This window comes from Palleronia aestuarii (assembly GCF_003253995.1).
In the GTDB taxonomy this organism is placed as follows: domain Bacteria; phylum Pseudomonadota; class Alphaproteobacteria; order Rhodobacterales; family Rhodobacteraceae; genus Palleronia; species Palleronia aestuarii.
The window spans coordinates 56,524-72,345 of record NZ_QKZL01000011.1; the positions used below are offsets into that span (position 1 = coordinate 56,524).

Sequence of the window (15,822 nt, forward strand, 5' to 3'; positions counted from 1 at the left end):
ACGCCGCCCAGCTCATTCCGGCGTCTCGCCCCGGCGCGACAGGCACCTGGCGAGCGCCACGAAGCTCTCCCGCGTCGTGCGCGTCTCGGTCTGCGCGATGAACGCGTCGATCTTGGGCCACGCGGTGATCGCGGCGTCGACCGTCTTGTCGCTTCCCGCCGCGTAAAGTCCCGCCTGGATCATCATCTCGGCCCGCTCGTAGGCGCCGAGCAATCGCCGCGCCTCCCCGATCAGCACGTTCTCCTGAGTGGTCGCGGCCCCGGGCAGCGCGCGGGAGACGGAGCGCAGAAGGTCGATCGCCGGGAACCTGCCCCGCTCCGCGATCGTGCGATCGAGGACCACGTGACCGTCGAGCACGCCCCTGAGCGTGTCGGCGACCGGCCCCTCCATGTCCGATCCCGCGACGAGCACGGTGAAGATCGCGGTGATGTCGCCCGATCCCTCCGCGCCGGGCCCGGCCCGCTCGCAGAGCGCGGTAATCTGCGCCGACATCGAGGGCGGATAGCCTCTGAGGCTTGCGGGCTCGCCGCGCGCCAGCGCGATCTCCCGATGGGCGTCGGCGAACCGGGTGATCGAATCGGCGAGGAGCAATACGTGTTTGCCCTGCTCGCGAAAATGCTCCGCGATCCCCATCGCGGCGGGCGCACAGCGGCGGCGGAGCGAGGCCGACTGGTCGGAGGTAGCCGCGACGATCACCGCGCGCGCCATGCCCTCGGGACCGAGCACATGGTCAACGAATTCGCGCACCTCGCGGCCACGCTCGCCCACCATCGCGATTACGACGACATCTGCCTCCACCTTCCGCGCGAGGCCCGCGAGAAGCGTCGACTTGCCGACGCCCGAACCGGCGAAAAGCCCGATTCGCTGACCACGGACGAGAGGCAGGAGCGTGTTGAAGACGCAGAACCCTGTCTCGAGCCGCGCGCCGAGCGCACGCCTGCGCGTGGCATCGGGTGGGCGCGCCGAAAGGGGCGAGGGCGTGAGGCCCGGCAGCAGCGGCCGGCCATCGACGGGCTGGCCATAGGGGTCGACGACCCGCCCGATCCAGCTGTCGTCCGGCGCGAGCGTCGCGGCACCCAGATGGGCGACAGGAAGGCCGAGCTTCAGCCCGTCCGGGGTACCGTCGGGAACGACGACGGCGGCATCGTGCCTGAGCCCCACGATCTCGCCGCGCATCTGCGCGTCACCGCTTCCCATCCGCACCAGATCACCGACCGCCGCGGTCCCGGCGAGGCCCGTAACATGGACGACGCCTTCCTCGACGGCGCCGACGCGGCCCAGGGGGCGGCTCATGCGTGCGGCTTCGACCGCGGCTTCGACCTGGCGGTATCCGATCGGAGGCATCGTTCTGATCCTTTGCATTGTCGAAACCGTTTCTAAACGAATGACCCTTAAACCTTCGTTGAACAGCAGCGAAGGATTCGCTTGATGATCGAGAACATGGGGATTTTCCGCCTAGCCGGCGATCTGGCCCGTCATGCGACGGATCGCCAGAACCATATCGCGCGCAACGTCGCCAATGCCGACACGCCGGGCTACCATGCCACCGACCTCGCAGATTTTGCGTCGACGCTCGATCGCGGCGGCGTCGAGCTGCGTGCGACGCGGCCCGGCCATTTCACGGAAGGCGGGGACAGCGCATCGTCGGCCCATGCGATCAAGCGCGACAGCGAAGCCTCTCCCAACGGCAATACCGTCTCTCTCGAGGACGAGATGCTGCAGGCCGCCGACGTGCGGCGCCAGCACGACATGGCACTCACCATCTACGCCAATGCCCGCGACGTGCTGCGCACCTCGCTCGGCCGCGGTTGAGGGAGGCGATCATGTCCGATTTCACCGGTACCTTCTCGATCGCCACGAGCGGGATGAAGGCCCAGGCGGAGCGTTTGCGCCACGTCTCCGAGAACATCGCCAACGTCGATACGCCCGGCTATCGCCGCAAGACGATACCCTTCAAGGAGGCGATGGAGACGGGCGGCGTCGAAAGCGGCCGCGTGCGGCTCGACCGCCGCGACCTGCCGCAGGTCTACGACCCCTCCCATCCGATGGCCGACGACATGGGCTATTACGCCGGCTCGAACGTCGACATGGTCATGGAGATCGCCGACGCCCGCGAGGCGCAGCGCAGCTATGAAGCCAACCTCAAGCTCTTCGATCAGGCCCGTCAGATGAGCCAGGGCCTGCTCGATCTTCTCAAACGCTGATACCGCAACAAACGCCGACACTTCTTTTACATGGAGGTCCAGAATGGACATCAACGCCGCTCTCGCCGCCCAGAGATACACTGCCACGCGTCCCGCGACCGCACCCGATCCGACGATCGAGAGCGCAGGCCAGGCCGCCTCGGACTTCCTGTCGACCCTTCAGAAGGGCGAGGAGACCGCAAAGGCCGCGATGACGGGCCAGGCCGATCCGCAAGCCCTCGTCCAGGCCCTGTCGGAAACGAAGCTCGCCGTCGAAACCGCCGTGACCGTCCGTGACAAGGTGGTCGAGGCGTACCAGGAAATCCTGCGCATGCCGGTCTGAGACATGACCGAGATCGTCTTCTACGACACGCTTCGCCAGGGGCTCTGGATCGCCGTCATCACATCGACACCGATCCTCGCCGTGGCGCTTGTCGCGGGCCTCGTCGTGGGCCTCTTCCAGGCGCTGACCTCGGTGCAGGAGATGACGCTCACCTTCGTGCCGAAGCTCATCGCCATCGTCGGCGTGTTCTGGATGACGATGGGGTTCATGACCGACACGCTGACCTCGTACTTCACCACCGAAATCGTCCCGCTGATCGCAGGAGGCTGAAATGGACAATGCAGGCTACACGACCCTTGCCCGCCAGTCGGGCCTGATGCGCGAGATGCAGGTGGTGGCCAACAACATCGCCAACATGGCGACGGGCGGCTTCCGCAAGGAAGGCTTGATCTTCTCCGAATACGTCCAGGATCTCGACGGCACCGCGCCGTCTCTGTCGATGGCCACCTCCAACGCGCGCATGACCTCGCAGATGCAGGGCGCCGTCGAGCAGACCGGCGCCACCTTCGATCTCGCGATCGAGGGGCGGGGCTTCTTCCTCATCGAGACACCCGACGGCGAGGCGCTGACGCGCGCCGGCAATTTCACCCCGAACGCCGAGGGCGATCTCGTCACCGCAGACGGCTTCCGCCTGCTCGACGCGGGCGGCGCGCCGGTCTTCGTACCGCCCGATGCGGAGGCGATCTCGATCGCCGCGGACGGAACCCTGTCCGCAGACGGCCAGCCGCTCAATCAGATCGGCCTCTGGGAGCCGGAGACGGTATCCGACACCACCCGCCGCGACGGTGTCCTCTTCACGCTCGATGCCCCTCCCGTGCCCGTCGAGAACGGCGTGGTGCTGCAGGGCTTTCTCGAAGCGTCGAACGTCAATCCCGTTGCCGAGATCTCGCGGATGATCGACGTCCAGCGCGCCTACGAACTCGGCCAAGGCTTTCTCGACAAGGAGGACGAGCGAATTCGCGGCGTCCTCAAAACCCTGGGTAGCTAGAAGGAAACCCTGACATGCGTGCCCTCTCCATTGCCGCGACCGGCATGAGCGCCCAGCAGATGCGGGTCGAGGTGATCTCCAACAACCTCGCGAACATGAACACCACGGGCTACAACGCCCGCCGCGCGGAATTCGCCGACCTGCATTACCAGCAGGTCACCCGCCCGGGCACGATCTCGTCGACGACCGGCACGCAGCTCCCGACGGGCGTACAGCTCGGCATGGGCGTGAGGCCCACGGCGGTCTCGATGATCGTGTCACAGGGCGCGTCGATCGAGACCGGCGGCGATCTCGACGTCGCGATCGAGGGCAACGGCTATCTCGAGGTGACGCTGCCCGACGGCAACCCCGCCTATACCCGCGACGGCGCGCTGAAGCGGACGGCCGACGGGCTCATTGTCACGTCCGACGGCTATCCGGTCGCACCCGACATCGTCATCCCCGAGGACGCGAACTCGATCTCGATCTCCCCCGCCGGCGAGGTCTACGGCTATTTCCGCGATCAGGTGCAGCCGCAGCTCCTGGGGCAGTTGAACCTCGTGGGCTTCACCAACGTGAAGGGGCTCGAGGCGATCGGTTCGAACCTGTTTCTCGAATCACCCTCTTCCGGCCCTGCCTTCGTCGCCGATCCCGGCACGGACGGGCTCGGCACGTTCCGCCAGGGCTATCTCGAGGACAGCTCCGTCGATCCGGTCCGCCAGATCACCCAGCTGATCGAAGCGCAGCGCGGCTACGAGCTGAACTCGAAGGTCATCACCGCCGCCGACCAGATGCTCGGCACGACCTCGCAGTTGCGCTGATGCGAACGGTTCTCACCCTCCTCGCAATCCTCGCGCCACTACCCGCCCTTTGCGACACCCTCGTCGCGAGCCAGACGATCCGCGCCAAGTCGATGCTCACCGCAGCGGACGGCCATCTCGTCGCGGGCGACACGCCCGGCGCGCTCGACGATCCCGCGGCGATCGTGGGCAAGGAAGCGCTCGTCACGCTCTATGCCGGTCGGCCGATCCGGCCCGGCGATATCGGCCCGCCGGCCATCGTGGAGCGCAACCAAGTGGTCCCGCTCATCTATCGCAGCGCCGTGCTCAACATCACCGCGGAGGCCCGAGTGCTCGACCGCGCGGGGGTGGGTGACCGCGTCCGTGCAATGAACCTCGATTCGCGCACCACAGTCTTCGGCACCGTCACGCCCGACGGTTCCATCGTTGTTTCCGGAGGATTCCAATGATCCGTACCGCCATTTTTGCCCTGATGGGCCTCGGCGCCGTCACCGCCTGCGGTCGGATGCAGGAGGTGGGCCGCGCGCCCGAACTCACTCCCGTGACCTCCGGGACGGAGATGCGCGCCATGGCCACCCCGGGCCTGCCACTCTACGCGGAACCCGATCGCCCCGTCGATCAGGCCTCGCTCTGGACCGGAGCCCGCGGCTCGCTCCTCGGCAACCGTCGCGCGGAGACCCGCGGCGACATCCTGACCGTGGTGATCGAGATCGACGACCGCGCGGAGTTCTCGAACTCCTCGGAGCGCTCCCGCTCCGGGTCGGAGGAGATGGGTGTTCCCTCGCTTTTCGGCATCCCGCAAAGGCTCAATCGCTCGATGCCCGACGGCGCGACGCTCGACAGCGCCGTGGGCCTCAGCTCAAACAGCCGCAGCTCGGGCGACGGGTCCGTGAGCCGCAACGAGCAGCTGACGCTGCGCGTGGCCGCGACCGTGACCGACGTGCTCCCGAACGGCTCGCTCGCCATCGAGGGCCGCCAGGAAGTGCGCGTGAACTACGAACTGCGCGAGCTTCTCGTCACCGGCTACGTCCGGCCCGAGGACATCTCCCGCCAGAACGAGATCACCTACGACAAGATTGCCGCGGCACGCATTTCCTACGGCGGACGCGGCCAGATCACCGATGTTCAGCAGCCCCGCTACGGCCAGCAGGTCGTGGACCGGATCCTGCCCTTCTAGGAGACCCCCATGCTCGCGAAAGTCCTCCCCCTCGCGATCGGGCTGATCGGCCTCGGCGCCGGTGTCGGCGCCGGCATCGCGCTCCGCCCCGACCCCGCCCCGTCGGCCGATGCCGAACTGGCCGGCGGCGACCTGCCCGCAGGCGCCCTTGCCCCCTGCGGCGATCCGCATGCCGGAGAGGCCGGCGCGACGGACGCCCATGGCGCGCCCGCGGGGAAGGCCGACGCCCATGGCGGCGGGCACGGCGACGCCCCCAAGGGTGCCCCGGCGCATGGCGGCGCCGACGAGCATGGCGAGTCCGGCACGGAGTTCGTCGCGATGCCCAATCAGTTCGTCGTTCCGGTGATCGCCGACGATGCCGTGGGCGCGCTGGTGGTGGCCTCCCTCTCGCTCGAGGTGGACGCGCTCACCACGGACGAGGCCAACCGCCGGGAGCCTAAGCTGCGCGACGGCTTCCTTCGCATCCTTATGGACCATGCCAACAACGGCGGTTTCGACGGAGCCTTCACCTCGAACGGCGCGATGGATAACATCCGCCGCGCGCTTGTCGAGAGCGGCCGCCAGGTTCTCGGTCCGAGCCTCAGGGACGTCCTGATCCTCGATCTCAATCGTCAGGATCTTTAGGCCGCCGCGCTTTCGCGGCCGCGTCGTCCGACAACGTCCCGAGCACGTCCGACCTCCCGAACGCCCTGCGCGCCTCGCGCAGGGCGTTTTCGTGCGTCACCCGAAGCATGGCCATCTGGGCCTGTGCGCGGGTCAACTGCTCTTCGGTCGCTGCAAGCCAGGCCACGTCCGCGCCGAGAAGCCGCGCCGCGTCGAGCCCGGTGTCGCGGCTGCGCGCGTCGCGCGCCTCCTCGATCCGCGCGATATCGGCGCGCAGGCGATTCATGTGGGCGACGATCCCCTCGACCTTGGCGAGCTCGCGGTCGCGCATCATCCGCGCGATGGCGGAGAGGCGGGAGAGATCGTTCGTCTTCATGCCCCGCGCGCCCGGCGTCGCATGTCCTCGGCGAAGCGGATGGAGACCGCGACGGCGGCGTAATGCTCCGGCCGCACCTCCTCGCCGATCTCGACGACGGCATGGAGTGCGCGGGCGGTGGGCGGATCGCTATGGATCGGCACGCCCGCCTCGGCCGCCTTCTCGCGGATCCGCGCGGCGACCTCGTCGACCCCCTTGGCCACGCAGAGCGGCGCGCCCGGCGAGGTGCGGCTCCATTTCAGCGCCACGGCGTAATGGGTCGGGTTGACGATGACGACGGTGGCCTCGGGCACGTCGGCGAGCATCTGGTTCATCGCGATTTCATAGCCGCGCTGCCTGCGCTTCTGCTTGAAATGCGGATCGCCCTCGCTTTCCTTGTGCTCGTCCTTCATCTCCTTGAAGGACATGCGGTTCTTGCGCATGTGCTCGGCCCGTTGCCACAGGAAATCGATCCCGCCGAGGCAGAGCGACACCGCCGTCACGAGCATCAGGAAGGTGAGCGCGAGCTCGAGGAAGGTGGCCGTGACATGTCCTGGGGTCAGCGCCATGGCGGCCATGATCTGCGGCATGCGGGAGGCGATGAACCAGAAGAGAATGACGCCGTAGATGAGGAGCTTGACCGTGCTCTTGGCGAATTCGAAGAGACCGCCGCGGCCGAACTTGTTCTTGGCGTTCGAGAGGATCGAGATGCGGTTGAGCTTCGGCTGCAGCTTCGACCCCGTCACGGTGAGGGCCTGCTGCCCGATCACCGACAGGAGCGCGCAGACGGCAGGGATGAAGAGCCAGGGCGCAATCGCCATCCCGATCTCGAGCATCAGCCCGCCCGCGAAGGCGGTTCCGCCACCCGAGGCGATCTCCTGCGAGAGCGAGCCCGCGCGGGAGAGAATCCCCTCGAGAATCCCGCCCATGGAGGAAAGCGACGCGCTGCCCATCGCGAGGCCCGTCATCAGGAGCCCCGCATAGGCTCCGGTCGTGATGAGGTCGGTCGAGCGCGGGATCTCGCCTTTCTTGCGCGCGTCGTCGAGCTTCTTCTGCGACGGGTCGAATTGCTTGTCGTCGCCTTCGTCGTCGCCCCCGCTCATCGCGGTGCCCCGACCGGATCGATCAGGAAGCCGTCCATGGCAGAGACCCAGATCTGCAGGATGAAGGGCAGCGCGAGCATCAGGAGGATGAGCCCGCCCGCGGTGATCGCGGGGGCGCCGACGAACGACACCATGAGCTGCGGCATGGCGCGGTTGATGACGCCGAGGGCGAGATTGTAGACGAGCGAGGTGATGACGAACGGCGCGGCGAGCGAGAAGCCGAGGGCGAAAGCCCGCGCGACGCGCTCGATCCCCCATTCGAGGAGGTCGGACGGCGCCGGGAACTGGCCTGCCGGCAGAAGATCATAGGAGAGCACGAAGAGCTGGACGATCTTCACGTGGAGCCCGAGCATCACCGCGAGTGCCAGGCCCGAGATCACCATGATATGCCCGATCGCGGGCTGCGGGTCGAGCGCGGCGCCGCCGAGGATCTGCGCGAGCGAGACCGATTGCGCGGCGATCGAGCCCGCGATCTGCAGCGCGAGGACGAAAAGGCGCAGGAGCGCGCCGAGGGTGAGCCCGATGACCACCTCCGCGAAGAGAAACGTGCCGAGATAGAAGTCGGGATCGAGCACGGGCATCATCGAGGCCACGGCAGGCGCGGTGATGAGGGTGAAGGCCAGCGCAAGTACGCCGCGCACCCGCATCGGCACGGTCCGTTCCCCGAAGGCCGGCAGGAGCGCCATTGCGGCGCCGACCCGGAGAAAGACCGCAAAGCCCAGCATCAGCGTCTCGCGCGAGATCTGCAGAAGCTCGGCCAGCGCGATCATCCCGGCACCATCCCCACGAGCGAGGGCCGCGCTTCCGTCCCCAGTTCCTCGAAGCTTAGAACCGGATTGGTGATGCCGCGTGCCGAGAGCACCATCCTGAGGAAACGCCGGCGCCGGGCGGAGGTGATGAGCGCCGCGAATACCCCCTCGTCGGCCGCGGCTCCGAGCCGGTCGGCGGTCGAGGACACGAGCCGGTTGAAGTCGTCGGGCGGCAGCGCGACGGTGATGTCACCCTCGTCGCCGTTCAGGTGGTGCTGATTGAAGAGCTGCTCCCATTCGGGGGCGAGCTGGACGAGCGGCACGGTGCCGTCGGGGCGCTTCAACTCCGCCACGAGCTGGAATCCCAGCCGCTGGCGCACGCGCTCGCAGATGCCCTCCGGCGTGACCGTGGCGCCCCGCGCCCCTGCGATCGCTTCGAGGATCAGCGGGAGGTTGCGGATCGACACGCGCTCCTCGAGGAGAAGCCGCAGGACCTGCAACAGAAGCTCGACTGGCACCTTGTCGGGAATGAGCTCGTCGATCAGCCGCTTGTTGGCCGCGGCGCGGTGGGGATCGCTCAACCGGGTGAACTCGTCGAGGAGCCGGCGCAGCGCTTTCAGCGTCATCAGCCGAGGGAAGTTCGACTTGATGACCTCGAGAAGGTGCGTGGCCAGCACTTCGGGCGGAGAGACGGTGGTCAGGCCGGAGAGCGCGACCTCCTCCTGCCGATCGCGATCGATCCAACGCGCGGGCGCGCCGTAGACCGGCTCGGCCACGTCGGTGCCCGCGGGAAGCCCCGGCGCGCCGTCCGACAGGAGCGCGAGAATCCGGTCGGGGAAAATCCGGTCACGCACCCGCTCGACCCCCTGGATGCGGATGACGTAGGTGCCGTCGGGAAGGGTGGCGTCGTCGGTAAGCCGGATCTCGGGGAGCACGATGCCGAAGCGGCTTGCGACATGGGTTCGCATGTTGCCGATCCGCGCGTCGAGCCCCGTCGCGGGGTCGAGGATCATCGGCACGAGGTCGGGCGCGAATTCGAGATGGATATCGTCGAGATCGAGCACGTCGCCGATCCCCTGACGCGCCGGCGCCTCCTCTTCCGTCCGCTCCGCGGGAATCGCGGCTTCGCGCTGCAGACGCCGGCGCGCGGACCAGCCGGCATAGCCGAGCGCCATCGCGCCCGCCATGAAGGGCACGAAGGGCAGGCCCGGCACCAGCGCGAAGAGCGCGAGGAGGACCGCGACGGTGATAAGCGCCGAGGGGTAACGGCCGAGCTGCGTGAAGAGCGCGAGATCGGTGGACCCGATCGCACCCCCCCGCGCAAGCAGCAGCGCGGAGGCGATGGAGATGATGACGGCGGGGATCTGCGTCACCAGCCCGTCGCCCACCGTGAGGATCGCGTAGGTGGTGAAGGCGTCGCCCATCGCCATGCCGTGGACGACGACGCCCATGATGAGGCCCATCACGATGTTCAGCATCGTGATGAGCAGCCCCGCAACGGCATCGCCCTTGACGAATTTCGAGGCGCCGTCGAGCGATCCGAAGAACGTCATCTCCTGCTGGTCGACCTCGCGGCGGCCTTTCGCCTCGGTGTGATCGATGGCGCCCGCGCTCATGTCGGCATCGATGGCGAGCTGCTTGCCCGGCATCGCGTCGAGTGCGAAGCGCGCGCCCACCTCGGCCATCCGCGATGCGCCCTTGGTGATGACCATAAAGTTCACGATCAGGAGGACGCCGAAGACGACAAGGCCGAGGAAGACCGATCCGCCCATGACGAACATGGCGAAGCCCTGGATGACGTCGCCCGCGGCACCGGGGCCCGTATGGCCTTCGCCGATGATGAGCTTCGTCGACGACACGTTGAGCGACAGCCGCAGCATCAGCGAGGCGAGTAGCACCGTGGGGAAGGCCGAGAAGTCGAGCGGCCGCTCGATGAAGAGCGTGACCGTGAACATCAGGATCGCCAGGGCGAAAGAGGCGGCGAGGCCGACGTCGAGCACCCAGGACGGCACCGGCAGGATCATCATCACGATGATCGCCATCAGCGCGAGGGCGAGCATCACCGTCGGCTGAAAGAGATTGCGGATGTCCAGTTTCATCTTTCGTCAGATGACCCGGTGGCACCGAGCGGCACCAGGGAGCCGGCGCCCGGCGCGCCGCCGCGGGACACGGCACGGGGCGCTTCGCGGAACGTCTCGAGCGCGGGACCGAGCGCCAGCGCGTAATCGCCCGTGCGGTCGCGCCAGGCGGCGACGGCCTTATCCCAATCGCCCAGATCGTCATGCAGGAGCGCGAGGAACCGTGCGGCGTAGCGCGCATTGGCGAGCGGGTCGAACATCTCGTCGAGAGAGGCGAAATGCCGTCCGTGGAGATCGAAATCCACGCGGAAACAACCGACCGCGAAGCTTTCCTCGCCTTCCCGGAAGACGTGATAGGCGCGGCCCAACGCCGTGTCGCGCGCATCGAAGCTCTGACTGCGGCCATCCACCGTCACTCGCCAGGGTGAGGGATCCGCAGAATCGCCCGCGACCTCCATCAGCACTTCGCGCGGGACGCCGTTCTCCTCGCCCGCCATGAGCGCCGCCCGTGCGCAATAACCTTCGCCCGCCGCCGCGAGGGCCTGGGGCAGGAGCGCTGCCAGAAGCATGACCACGGTTCTCCGCATATGACCTCCAGTGTCGGCTCGGACGCCGACCGGGTACGCCGCCAGAATAAAGCCATCAAGCTTACCGGAGGGTTACCCGCCGCCGCAAATCGCTATTCCCCGAGCAGGTCGCGCATCTCCGCGCGCATCGCCGCGCTCCGCTCGATGAGGGTGCGATTGCGCGTCGCGAGGCTGGGCGTCAAGAATTCGTTCGGAGCCTCGGCGGAGGGATCGACGGCGGGCGGAGCCTCCGCGATCAACCGGATCGCCTCGATCTGAACGCTCAGCGCCTCCACTTCCGGCCCGTCGAGCCCGGCGAGGTAGGATTCGGCGATGTCGGCCTCCGCTTCGGCGACGGCGATCTCGGCCCGCAGCAATCGCTCCTCGCGGGAGGGGATACCCTCGCCCTTGTCGAGATAACGTCGCGCCAAGTCGTTCAGCCCCTGGTCGGCGAGCCGCTCCGCGAGCTTGTAACGCGTTCCCGGCCGGGGCACCTCCCGGGTCACGAAACGGTTGGCCATCGTCAGGAACGCGGCATCTTCCTCGATCTCCGCGATCGTCTCGAAGAAATCCGTCCGCAGCGCCTCCATGTCCGCGCCCGGCCGCGCCTCCAGCGAATCTAGCCTGTGATCGGCATCCTGGTACGCTTTCGAGGCCAACATGCTGCGGAAGAGCGCGGTGTCGAGCGCAAGCCCCTCCGGACCGCGGCTCTCGAATCCGAGCGAGATCGCCTGATCGAGCGTCGCGGCCGGCACCTGGCGGCCGTCCTCGCGCGCGGTATCGAGAAGAAGCGTCAGCGCTTCTGCCGCGCGGGGCGCGCGGGCCTCGACGATCGGAAGGAGCGCGTCGGTCCCGTCCTTGCCGGCCTCCTTCGCCCGGTCGAGCTTCACGTCGACGATCCCCATCTCGTCCGATTGCGCGCCTCCCCGCTCGATCGCCCGCCTGACACCGATCGCGGCCTCGACCTCGTCCGCATCGATGAGCGCCTCGGCGAGGCGAGGTCCGAGATGGCGACGCAGGTGAACGGGCAAATTCGAGAAGGCCGACGAGATCGGGCGTAGATCGTCCGGCATCGCCGGTTCGCTCGAGATCATCGCGAAGATCGCTGCGACCGGATCGCAATCGCGCTGCGCCGTCAGATGCGGTGCCGGCACCGGGCCGTCCATCAACGACGCGGCCTCTCTCAGAAGCGCGAGCTGAGGCAGATCAGGATCGGCCTGCGCAAGAACAGAGCGCGCCTCAGCGCCGAAGGTCATGAAGACGAAGGCCCGCGCCAGTTCACCCGACGCGGTGGCCGATTCGTCGGCCATCCGCGCTCTGAGTTCGCCGAGGCCACCCATCGGATTCTCGGCATCTCCCCAGTTCGCGAGATCCAGCATTCCCGCTTCGGGACAGATGGCCGGCGCCGGGCGGTTCCGCCGCTCGGGGCTGTCGCGGTCGATCTGTGTTTCGATGCGCATGTTCGGAAACGCGGGACCCTCGGGCTCTCGAGCGACCGATTCGGGCTCAGGCTCAGGCTCGGGTTCGGGCTGAGGCTCGGGCGGACGGATTGGCTCAATTACATCTGCATCGACGAGACCCTGCGCCGCGCCGCGTGCGAATTTCTCGACGATCTCCCCGCGCAGCCGTTCGGTCCGGGCCAGGCCCTCGGCCGGGCGAAGCAGACCGTCCCTGTTTTCGGGCCCGGCGATCCCGCGCGGCAGGAGAAAGAGCGGGAGCGGTTCCAATTCACCGTGATCGGGAAGCTCGACACCGCGGCTTACATCCTTTGGCTCGCCCGCCATCACGTCGAGAACGAGCCAACCGTTCGGAAGCGCGTCGGTCTCGACCACGCAGCGGCAGCCCAGCATGATGTCGAGTACGCCGGGTCGGACCTGGGTGAGCGATTGCAACCGCTCGCGCGAAATACGTCGGTAGACTTGCGAAAGATCGAAATCGACCCGCCCTGCGAACAGCCGAACCCCATCCTCTGTCTGCTCGATCCGCCAGTCGGGTCGATTAGCGAAATCGACGACGATGCGGGTGAAGCTCCCATGCTCGCCGCTGCGAACGAGGACGGTCTGCGCCGCGGCGGGCAGCGCGAGACAGGTGAGAAGCACGAAGGCGAGAAGCGCTCGCCTCATGCTGCCTTGGCGCTCTTCAGCGCTTCCTCGAGCTCGTTGTAGCCGGGCCGCACGTGGCCTGGCGTATTCTGACGTCCGACCTCGATGCAGATCGAGGGGCTGTGATTGTGCAGGTTCGCGACCAGCACCTCGCGGATGAGCTGATAGAAATGCGCGTCCTCCTCGACCACGGCCTTCAGCTTGGAAGCGAAGGGTGCGACGAAACCGTAGGCCAGGAACACGCCGAGGAACGTTCCGACGAGGGCGCCGCCGATCATCTTGCCCAGAACCTCCGGCGGCTGGTCGATGGAGCCCATCGTCTTGATGACGCCGAGCACCGCGGCGACGATCCCGAGCGCCGGCAGGCCATCGGCCACCGTCTGCAGGGCATGGCTCGAATGCATCGAATGGTGCAGGTTGGCTTCCATCCGCTTCTCGAGCACTTCCTCGACCTGGTGCGGGTCGTCGTAGTTCATGGACGCTGCGCGCAGCGTGTCGCAGATGAGGTCGACGGCTTCCTTGTCGGCCGAGATACGCGGGTAACGACCGAAGATGGCGCTTTCGTCCGGAGCCTCGATATGCGCCTCGAGTTCCACCGGATTCGACTTCGCGACCCGCACCAGTTCGAAGAGGAGGCAGAGCAGGTCGCGGTAATCGTCATGCTTCCATTTCGTACCTTTGAAGACCCGGCCCACGTCCTTCAACGTCTTCTTGATCGACGGCAGGTCGTTAGAGAGCAGGAACGCGCCCAGCGCCGCACCGCCGATCATCATCATTTCGAACGGAAGCGACTTGAGGATGATCCCCATCTTGCCCCCGGCCGCGAGATAGCCGCCGAACACCATCACCAGGACCACGACGATTCCGACGAGACCGATCATTCTGAACTTCCTTGCTGTCCGAGTTTCGCCGGAACCATGGTGTAGAAAGGTTAACTTTCCGTCGGCGGGCGCCTCACTCGCGCGGGAGATCCGCGTGACGGCCCGCCATCATTACGCTCACGGAATAGGCCACTTCCGGCGACAATCCCGCCATGATGCCTGCAGCCGCATCGGGCCGCATCCGGCCGAGGAAACCCGCCGCGAAGGCCGGCGCCATCGTCTCGAAGAGGGCCGATGCATCCCGCGGCTTCATGCTTTCGTAGACGGTCGTGAGACGCGTCAGGTCGTCCTCCGCCGCGGTCTCGACCTGCTGGAGTAGGGCCGAGAGCTCCGTCTCGGCCGCTTCGAGCTCGGCGAGCTGGTCGCGCAGGGCTTCCCGTGCCTCCCCGATCCGCGTCTCGCGCTCGTCGAGGGCAGCCTCCCGTTCGTCGAGGGCGGCCTGGCGGCTTTCCAGCGCCGCGAGCACGTTGGCCACCTCGTCGGTGGCCGCGACCGTCGCCGCGTTCGTCTCCGCACTCGTCGTGAGCGCGCCGATCTCTCGCGCGATCGCCTGGCCCGTCCCGTCGCCGAGCCGGATGAGGCCCGAGGCGACGGAAAGCGAGGCCAGAAGCGGCAGCGCACCGATCCCGAACGTACGCATTCCGCTTCTCAGCTTGCTCTTGCGCGGCGTGGCCTTCTTCGAAGCAGTCTTACGGCGCGCATCTGCCTTAAAAGATGGCATATTCATTCCGCAGCCTCCGGTACGTGATTGCGACGTGAGAAGAAGGACGGCACCGGCACCGCGCCGGTGGGTGTCGCCTTCCGGGCGGGCTCAGGCTCGGGCTTCTGCGGCGCGGGGCGAGGTGGCTCCGCTTGAGCCGATGCAGCGGATTCCTGCGCGAACCAGTCACGCGAGGGCCAGTAGGACGATTGCGCCGGCTGCGCGAAGAGCGTCGAGAAATCGTCCTCCGCAGGGCGCGGTGCCGGCGGGGTAGGCTCTGGCGGGGCCATCGGCGTCGGCGCGGCCTGCTGGGGCGGCGGGGCCGGTGCGGGCGGGGGCGGAGCCTGGGGCAGGTCGTGGAGCGCCGCCACGTGCAGTTCGAGCCGGTGCGCCACCGCATCGGCCTGGGCCGTCAGCGTCTGCAACCTCACTCCGGATGTCTCCGAGGCCTCGCGTGCGCGGTCGAGGGCCTTTTGCAGGTCGTCGACCTGCGCCGAGAGCACCGCGACCGCTCCCCCTACCCCCTGTTCGAGGTCGGTGAACCGCGTCAACCGACGCGACAGCACGAAACAGTAGAACGCCACTCCGAGGGCGCCGCTGATGAGCAGGATATCGGCGATCATGTCCATGGAATGTCCCTCAGCTCAGCACGAATTCCATGACGAGGAGATCGCGTACGCGTCCCTCGCCCACGACGAGTTGCACCCGGCGCAACAATTGCGCGCGCAGATCGATCAGAGCACCGGGCCGGTCCATGACGGACGGCTCGACTGCCCGAAGGTAGGAATTCATCACGTCGACCACGCGCGGCATCAGCTGCGTGACGTCCTGCTCGTAGGTCGCCGGGACTTCGAGCTGCGCGCGGAACCGGAGGTGGTTGGACCTGGAACCGGGTCCGAGGGAGACGATGATCGGTTCCACGGGCACGAAGGCCACGTCGGCGATCGATTCCATCTCATCCGCCTCGCCATGACCGGCCTCGGCTTCGTCATGCGCATCATCGCCCGGCGCGAGAATCATCCCGGACCACACAGCATAGAAGCCGCCGCCGCCGAGAAGCAGCGCCAGAACGACGCCGATCAGGAGGCCCTTCTTGCCGGATTTCTTCTGTTCCGGCGCCTCAGCACCGATCTCTGCTTCCGCATTCGCCACGATCCGGCCCCTTCCACGAATTCTTCGCTTCGAAAGACAGATAACCGAGATTCGACTAACCGA

20 protein-coding genes are annotated in these 15,822 nt (G+C 67.3%); 9 read left to right on the top strand and 11 right to left on the bottom strand.

Features of this window, described 5'->3' with window-relative positions; all coding sequences use genetic code 11:
* Positions 1 to 12: 12 nt before the first annotated feature.
* Complete coding sequence (locus LX81_RS13095) at positions 13 to 1,344, bottom strand: FliI/YscN family ATPase (RefSeq protein ID WP_111537781.1); 1,332 nt, start codon at positions 1,342 to 1,344, stop codon at positions 13 to 15.
* An 84-nt stretch (positions 1,345 to 1,428) separates the two neighbouring features.
* Here LX81_RS13095 and LX81_RS13100 point away from each other — a divergent pair, with 84 nt between their 5' ends.
* Genes LX81_RS13100 through LX81_RS13140 form a run of 9 tightly spaced genes read left to right on the top strand, consistent with a single transcriptional unit; the run spans position 1,429 to position 6,094 of the window.
* Entirely contained in the window at positions 1,429 to 1,812 is a 384-nt protein-coding gene (locus tag LX81_RS13100) for a FlgB family protein (protein WP_111537782.1), read from the top strand.
* Positions 1,813 to 1,823: 11 nt separating this feature from the next.
* Complete coding sequence (gene flgC, locus LX81_RS13105; protein ID WP_111537783.1) at positions 1,824 to 2,204, top strand: flagellar basal body rod protein FlgC; 381 nt, start codon at positions 1,824 to 1,826, stop codon at positions 2,202 to 2,204.
* Between the two features lie 43 nt (positions 2,205 to 2,247).
* Positions 2,248 to 2,526 (top strand): flagellar hook-basal body complex protein FliE, encoded by a 279-nt coding sequence (gene fliE / locus LX81_RS13110; RefSeq protein WP_111537784.1) that lies wholly within the window; start codon positions 2,248 to 2,250, stop codon positions 2,524 to 2,526.
* Positions 2,527 to 2,529: 3 nt separating this feature from the next.
* On the top strand, positions 2,530 to 2,796 hold the full coding sequence (locus LX81_RS13115; RefSeq protein ID WP_111537785.1) for a flagellar biosynthetic protein FliQ: 267 nt from the start codon (positions 2,530 to 2,532) through the stop codon (positions 2,794 to 2,796).
* 1 nt (position 2,797) lies between these two features.
* Positions 2,798 to 3,514 (top strand): flagellar hook-basal body complex protein, encoded by a 717-nt coding sequence (locus LX81_RS13120; RefSeq protein WP_111537786.1) that lies wholly within the window; start codon positions 2,798 to 2,800, stop codon positions 3,512 to 3,514.
* Positions 3,515 to 3,528: 14 nt separating this feature from the next.
* Entirely contained in the window at positions 3,529 to 4,314 is a 786-nt protein-coding gene (flgG, locus tag LX81_RS13125; RefSeq protein WP_111537787.1) for a flagellar basal-body rod protein FlgG, read from the top strand.
* On the top strand, positions 4,314 to 4,742 hold the full coding sequence (gene flgA, locus LX81_RS13130) for a flagellar basal body P-ring formation chaperone FlgA (RefSeq protein WP_111537788.1): 429 nt from the start codon (positions 4,314 to 4,316) through the stop codon (positions 4,740 to 4,742). Before flgG ends, flgA begins: the two co-directional genes overlap by 1 nt.
* Positions 4,739 to 5,470, top strand: coding sequence for a flagellar basal body L-ring protein FlgH (gene flgH, locus LX81_RS13135; RefSeq protein WP_111537789.1), 732 nt, complete (start codon positions 4,739 to 4,741; stop codon positions 5,468 to 5,470). The genes flgA and flgH overlap by 4 nt, the downstream gene beginning before the upstream one ends.
* Before the next feature lie 9 nt (positions 5,471 to 5,479).
* The gene (locus LX81_RS13140; RefSeq protein WP_111537790.1) at positions 5,480 to 6,094 is read left to right on the top strand and encodes a flagellar basal body-associated FliL family protein; all 615 of its coding nucleotides are present in this window, start codon (positions 5,480 to 5,482) and stop codon (positions 6,092 to 6,094) included.
* On the opposite strand, the gene LX81_RS13145 is transcribed toward LX81_RS13140, so the two are convergent.
* From LX81_RS13145 to LX81_RS13190, 10 genes are all read right to left on the bottom strand, one after another.
* Positions 6,075 to 6,449 (bottom strand): hypothetical protein, encoded by a 375-nt coding sequence (locus LX81_RS13145; RefSeq protein ID WP_111537791.1) that lies wholly within the window; start codon positions 6,447 to 6,449, stop codon positions 6,075 to 6,077. The genes LX81_RS13140 and LX81_RS13145 overlap by 20 nt on opposite strands.
* On the bottom strand, positions 6,446 to 7,531 hold the full coding sequence (locus LX81_RS13150) for an EscU/YscU/HrcU family type III secretion system export apparatus switch protein (protein WP_111537792.1): 1,086 nt from the start codon (positions 7,529 to 7,531) through the stop codon (positions 6,446 to 6,448). The genes LX81_RS13145 and LX81_RS13150 overlap by 4 nt, the downstream gene beginning before the upstream one ends.
* Complete coding sequence (locus LX81_RS13155) at positions 7,528 to 8,301, bottom strand: flagellar biosynthetic protein FliR (protein ID WP_111537793.1); 774 nt, start codon at positions 8,299 to 8,301, stop codon at positions 7,528 to 7,530. The genes LX81_RS13150 and LX81_RS13155 overlap by 4 nt, the downstream gene beginning before the upstream one ends.
* The gene (gene flhA / locus LX81_RS13160) at positions 8,298 to 10,379 is read right to left on the bottom strand and encodes a flagellar biosynthesis protein FlhA (protein WP_111537794.1); all 2,082 of its coding nucleotides are present in this window, start codon (positions 10,377 to 10,379) and stop codon (positions 8,298 to 8,300) included. Before flhA ends, LX81_RS13155 begins: the two co-directional genes overlap by 4 nt.
* Complete coding sequence (locus LX81_RS13165; RefSeq protein WP_146259427.1) at positions 10,376 to 10,945, bottom strand: lysozyme family protein; 570 nt, start codon at positions 10,943 to 10,945, stop codon at positions 10,376 to 10,378. Before LX81_RS13165 ends, flhA begins: the two co-directional genes overlap by 4 nt.
* A gap of 92 nt (positions 10,946 to 11,037) precedes the next feature.
* Entirely contained in the window at positions 11,038 to 13,047 is a 2,010-nt protein-coding gene (locus tag LX81_RS13170) for a hypothetical protein (protein WP_111537796.1), read from the bottom strand.
* On the bottom strand, positions 13,044 to 13,907 hold the full coding sequence (gene motA, locus LX81_RS13175; protein ID WP_111537797.1) for a flagellar motor stator protein MotA: 864 nt from the start codon (positions 13,905 to 13,907) through the stop codon (positions 13,044 to 13,046). The genes LX81_RS13170 and motA overlap by 4 nt, the downstream gene beginning before the upstream one ends.
* A gap of 73 nt (positions 13,908 to 13,980) precedes the next feature.
* Entirely contained in the window at positions 13,981 to 14,547 is a 567-nt protein-coding gene (locus LX81_RS13180; protein WP_111537798.1) for a MotE family protein, read from the bottom strand.
* Positions 14,548 to 14,630: 83 nt separating this feature from the next.
* Positions 14,631 to 15,236, bottom strand: coding sequence for a hypothetical protein (locus LX81_RS22800; RefSeq protein WP_234822604.1), 606 nt, complete (start codon positions 15,234 to 15,236; stop codon positions 14,631 to 14,633).
* Positions 15,237 to 15,246: 10 nt separating this feature from the next.
* Positions 15,247 to 15,759, bottom strand: coding sequence for a flagellar basal body-associated FliL family protein (locus LX81_RS13190; RefSeq protein WP_373280285.1), 513 nt, complete (start codon positions 15,757 to 15,759; stop codon positions 15,247 to 15,249).
* Between the last annotated feature and the right edge of the window lie 63 nt (positions 15,760 to 15,822).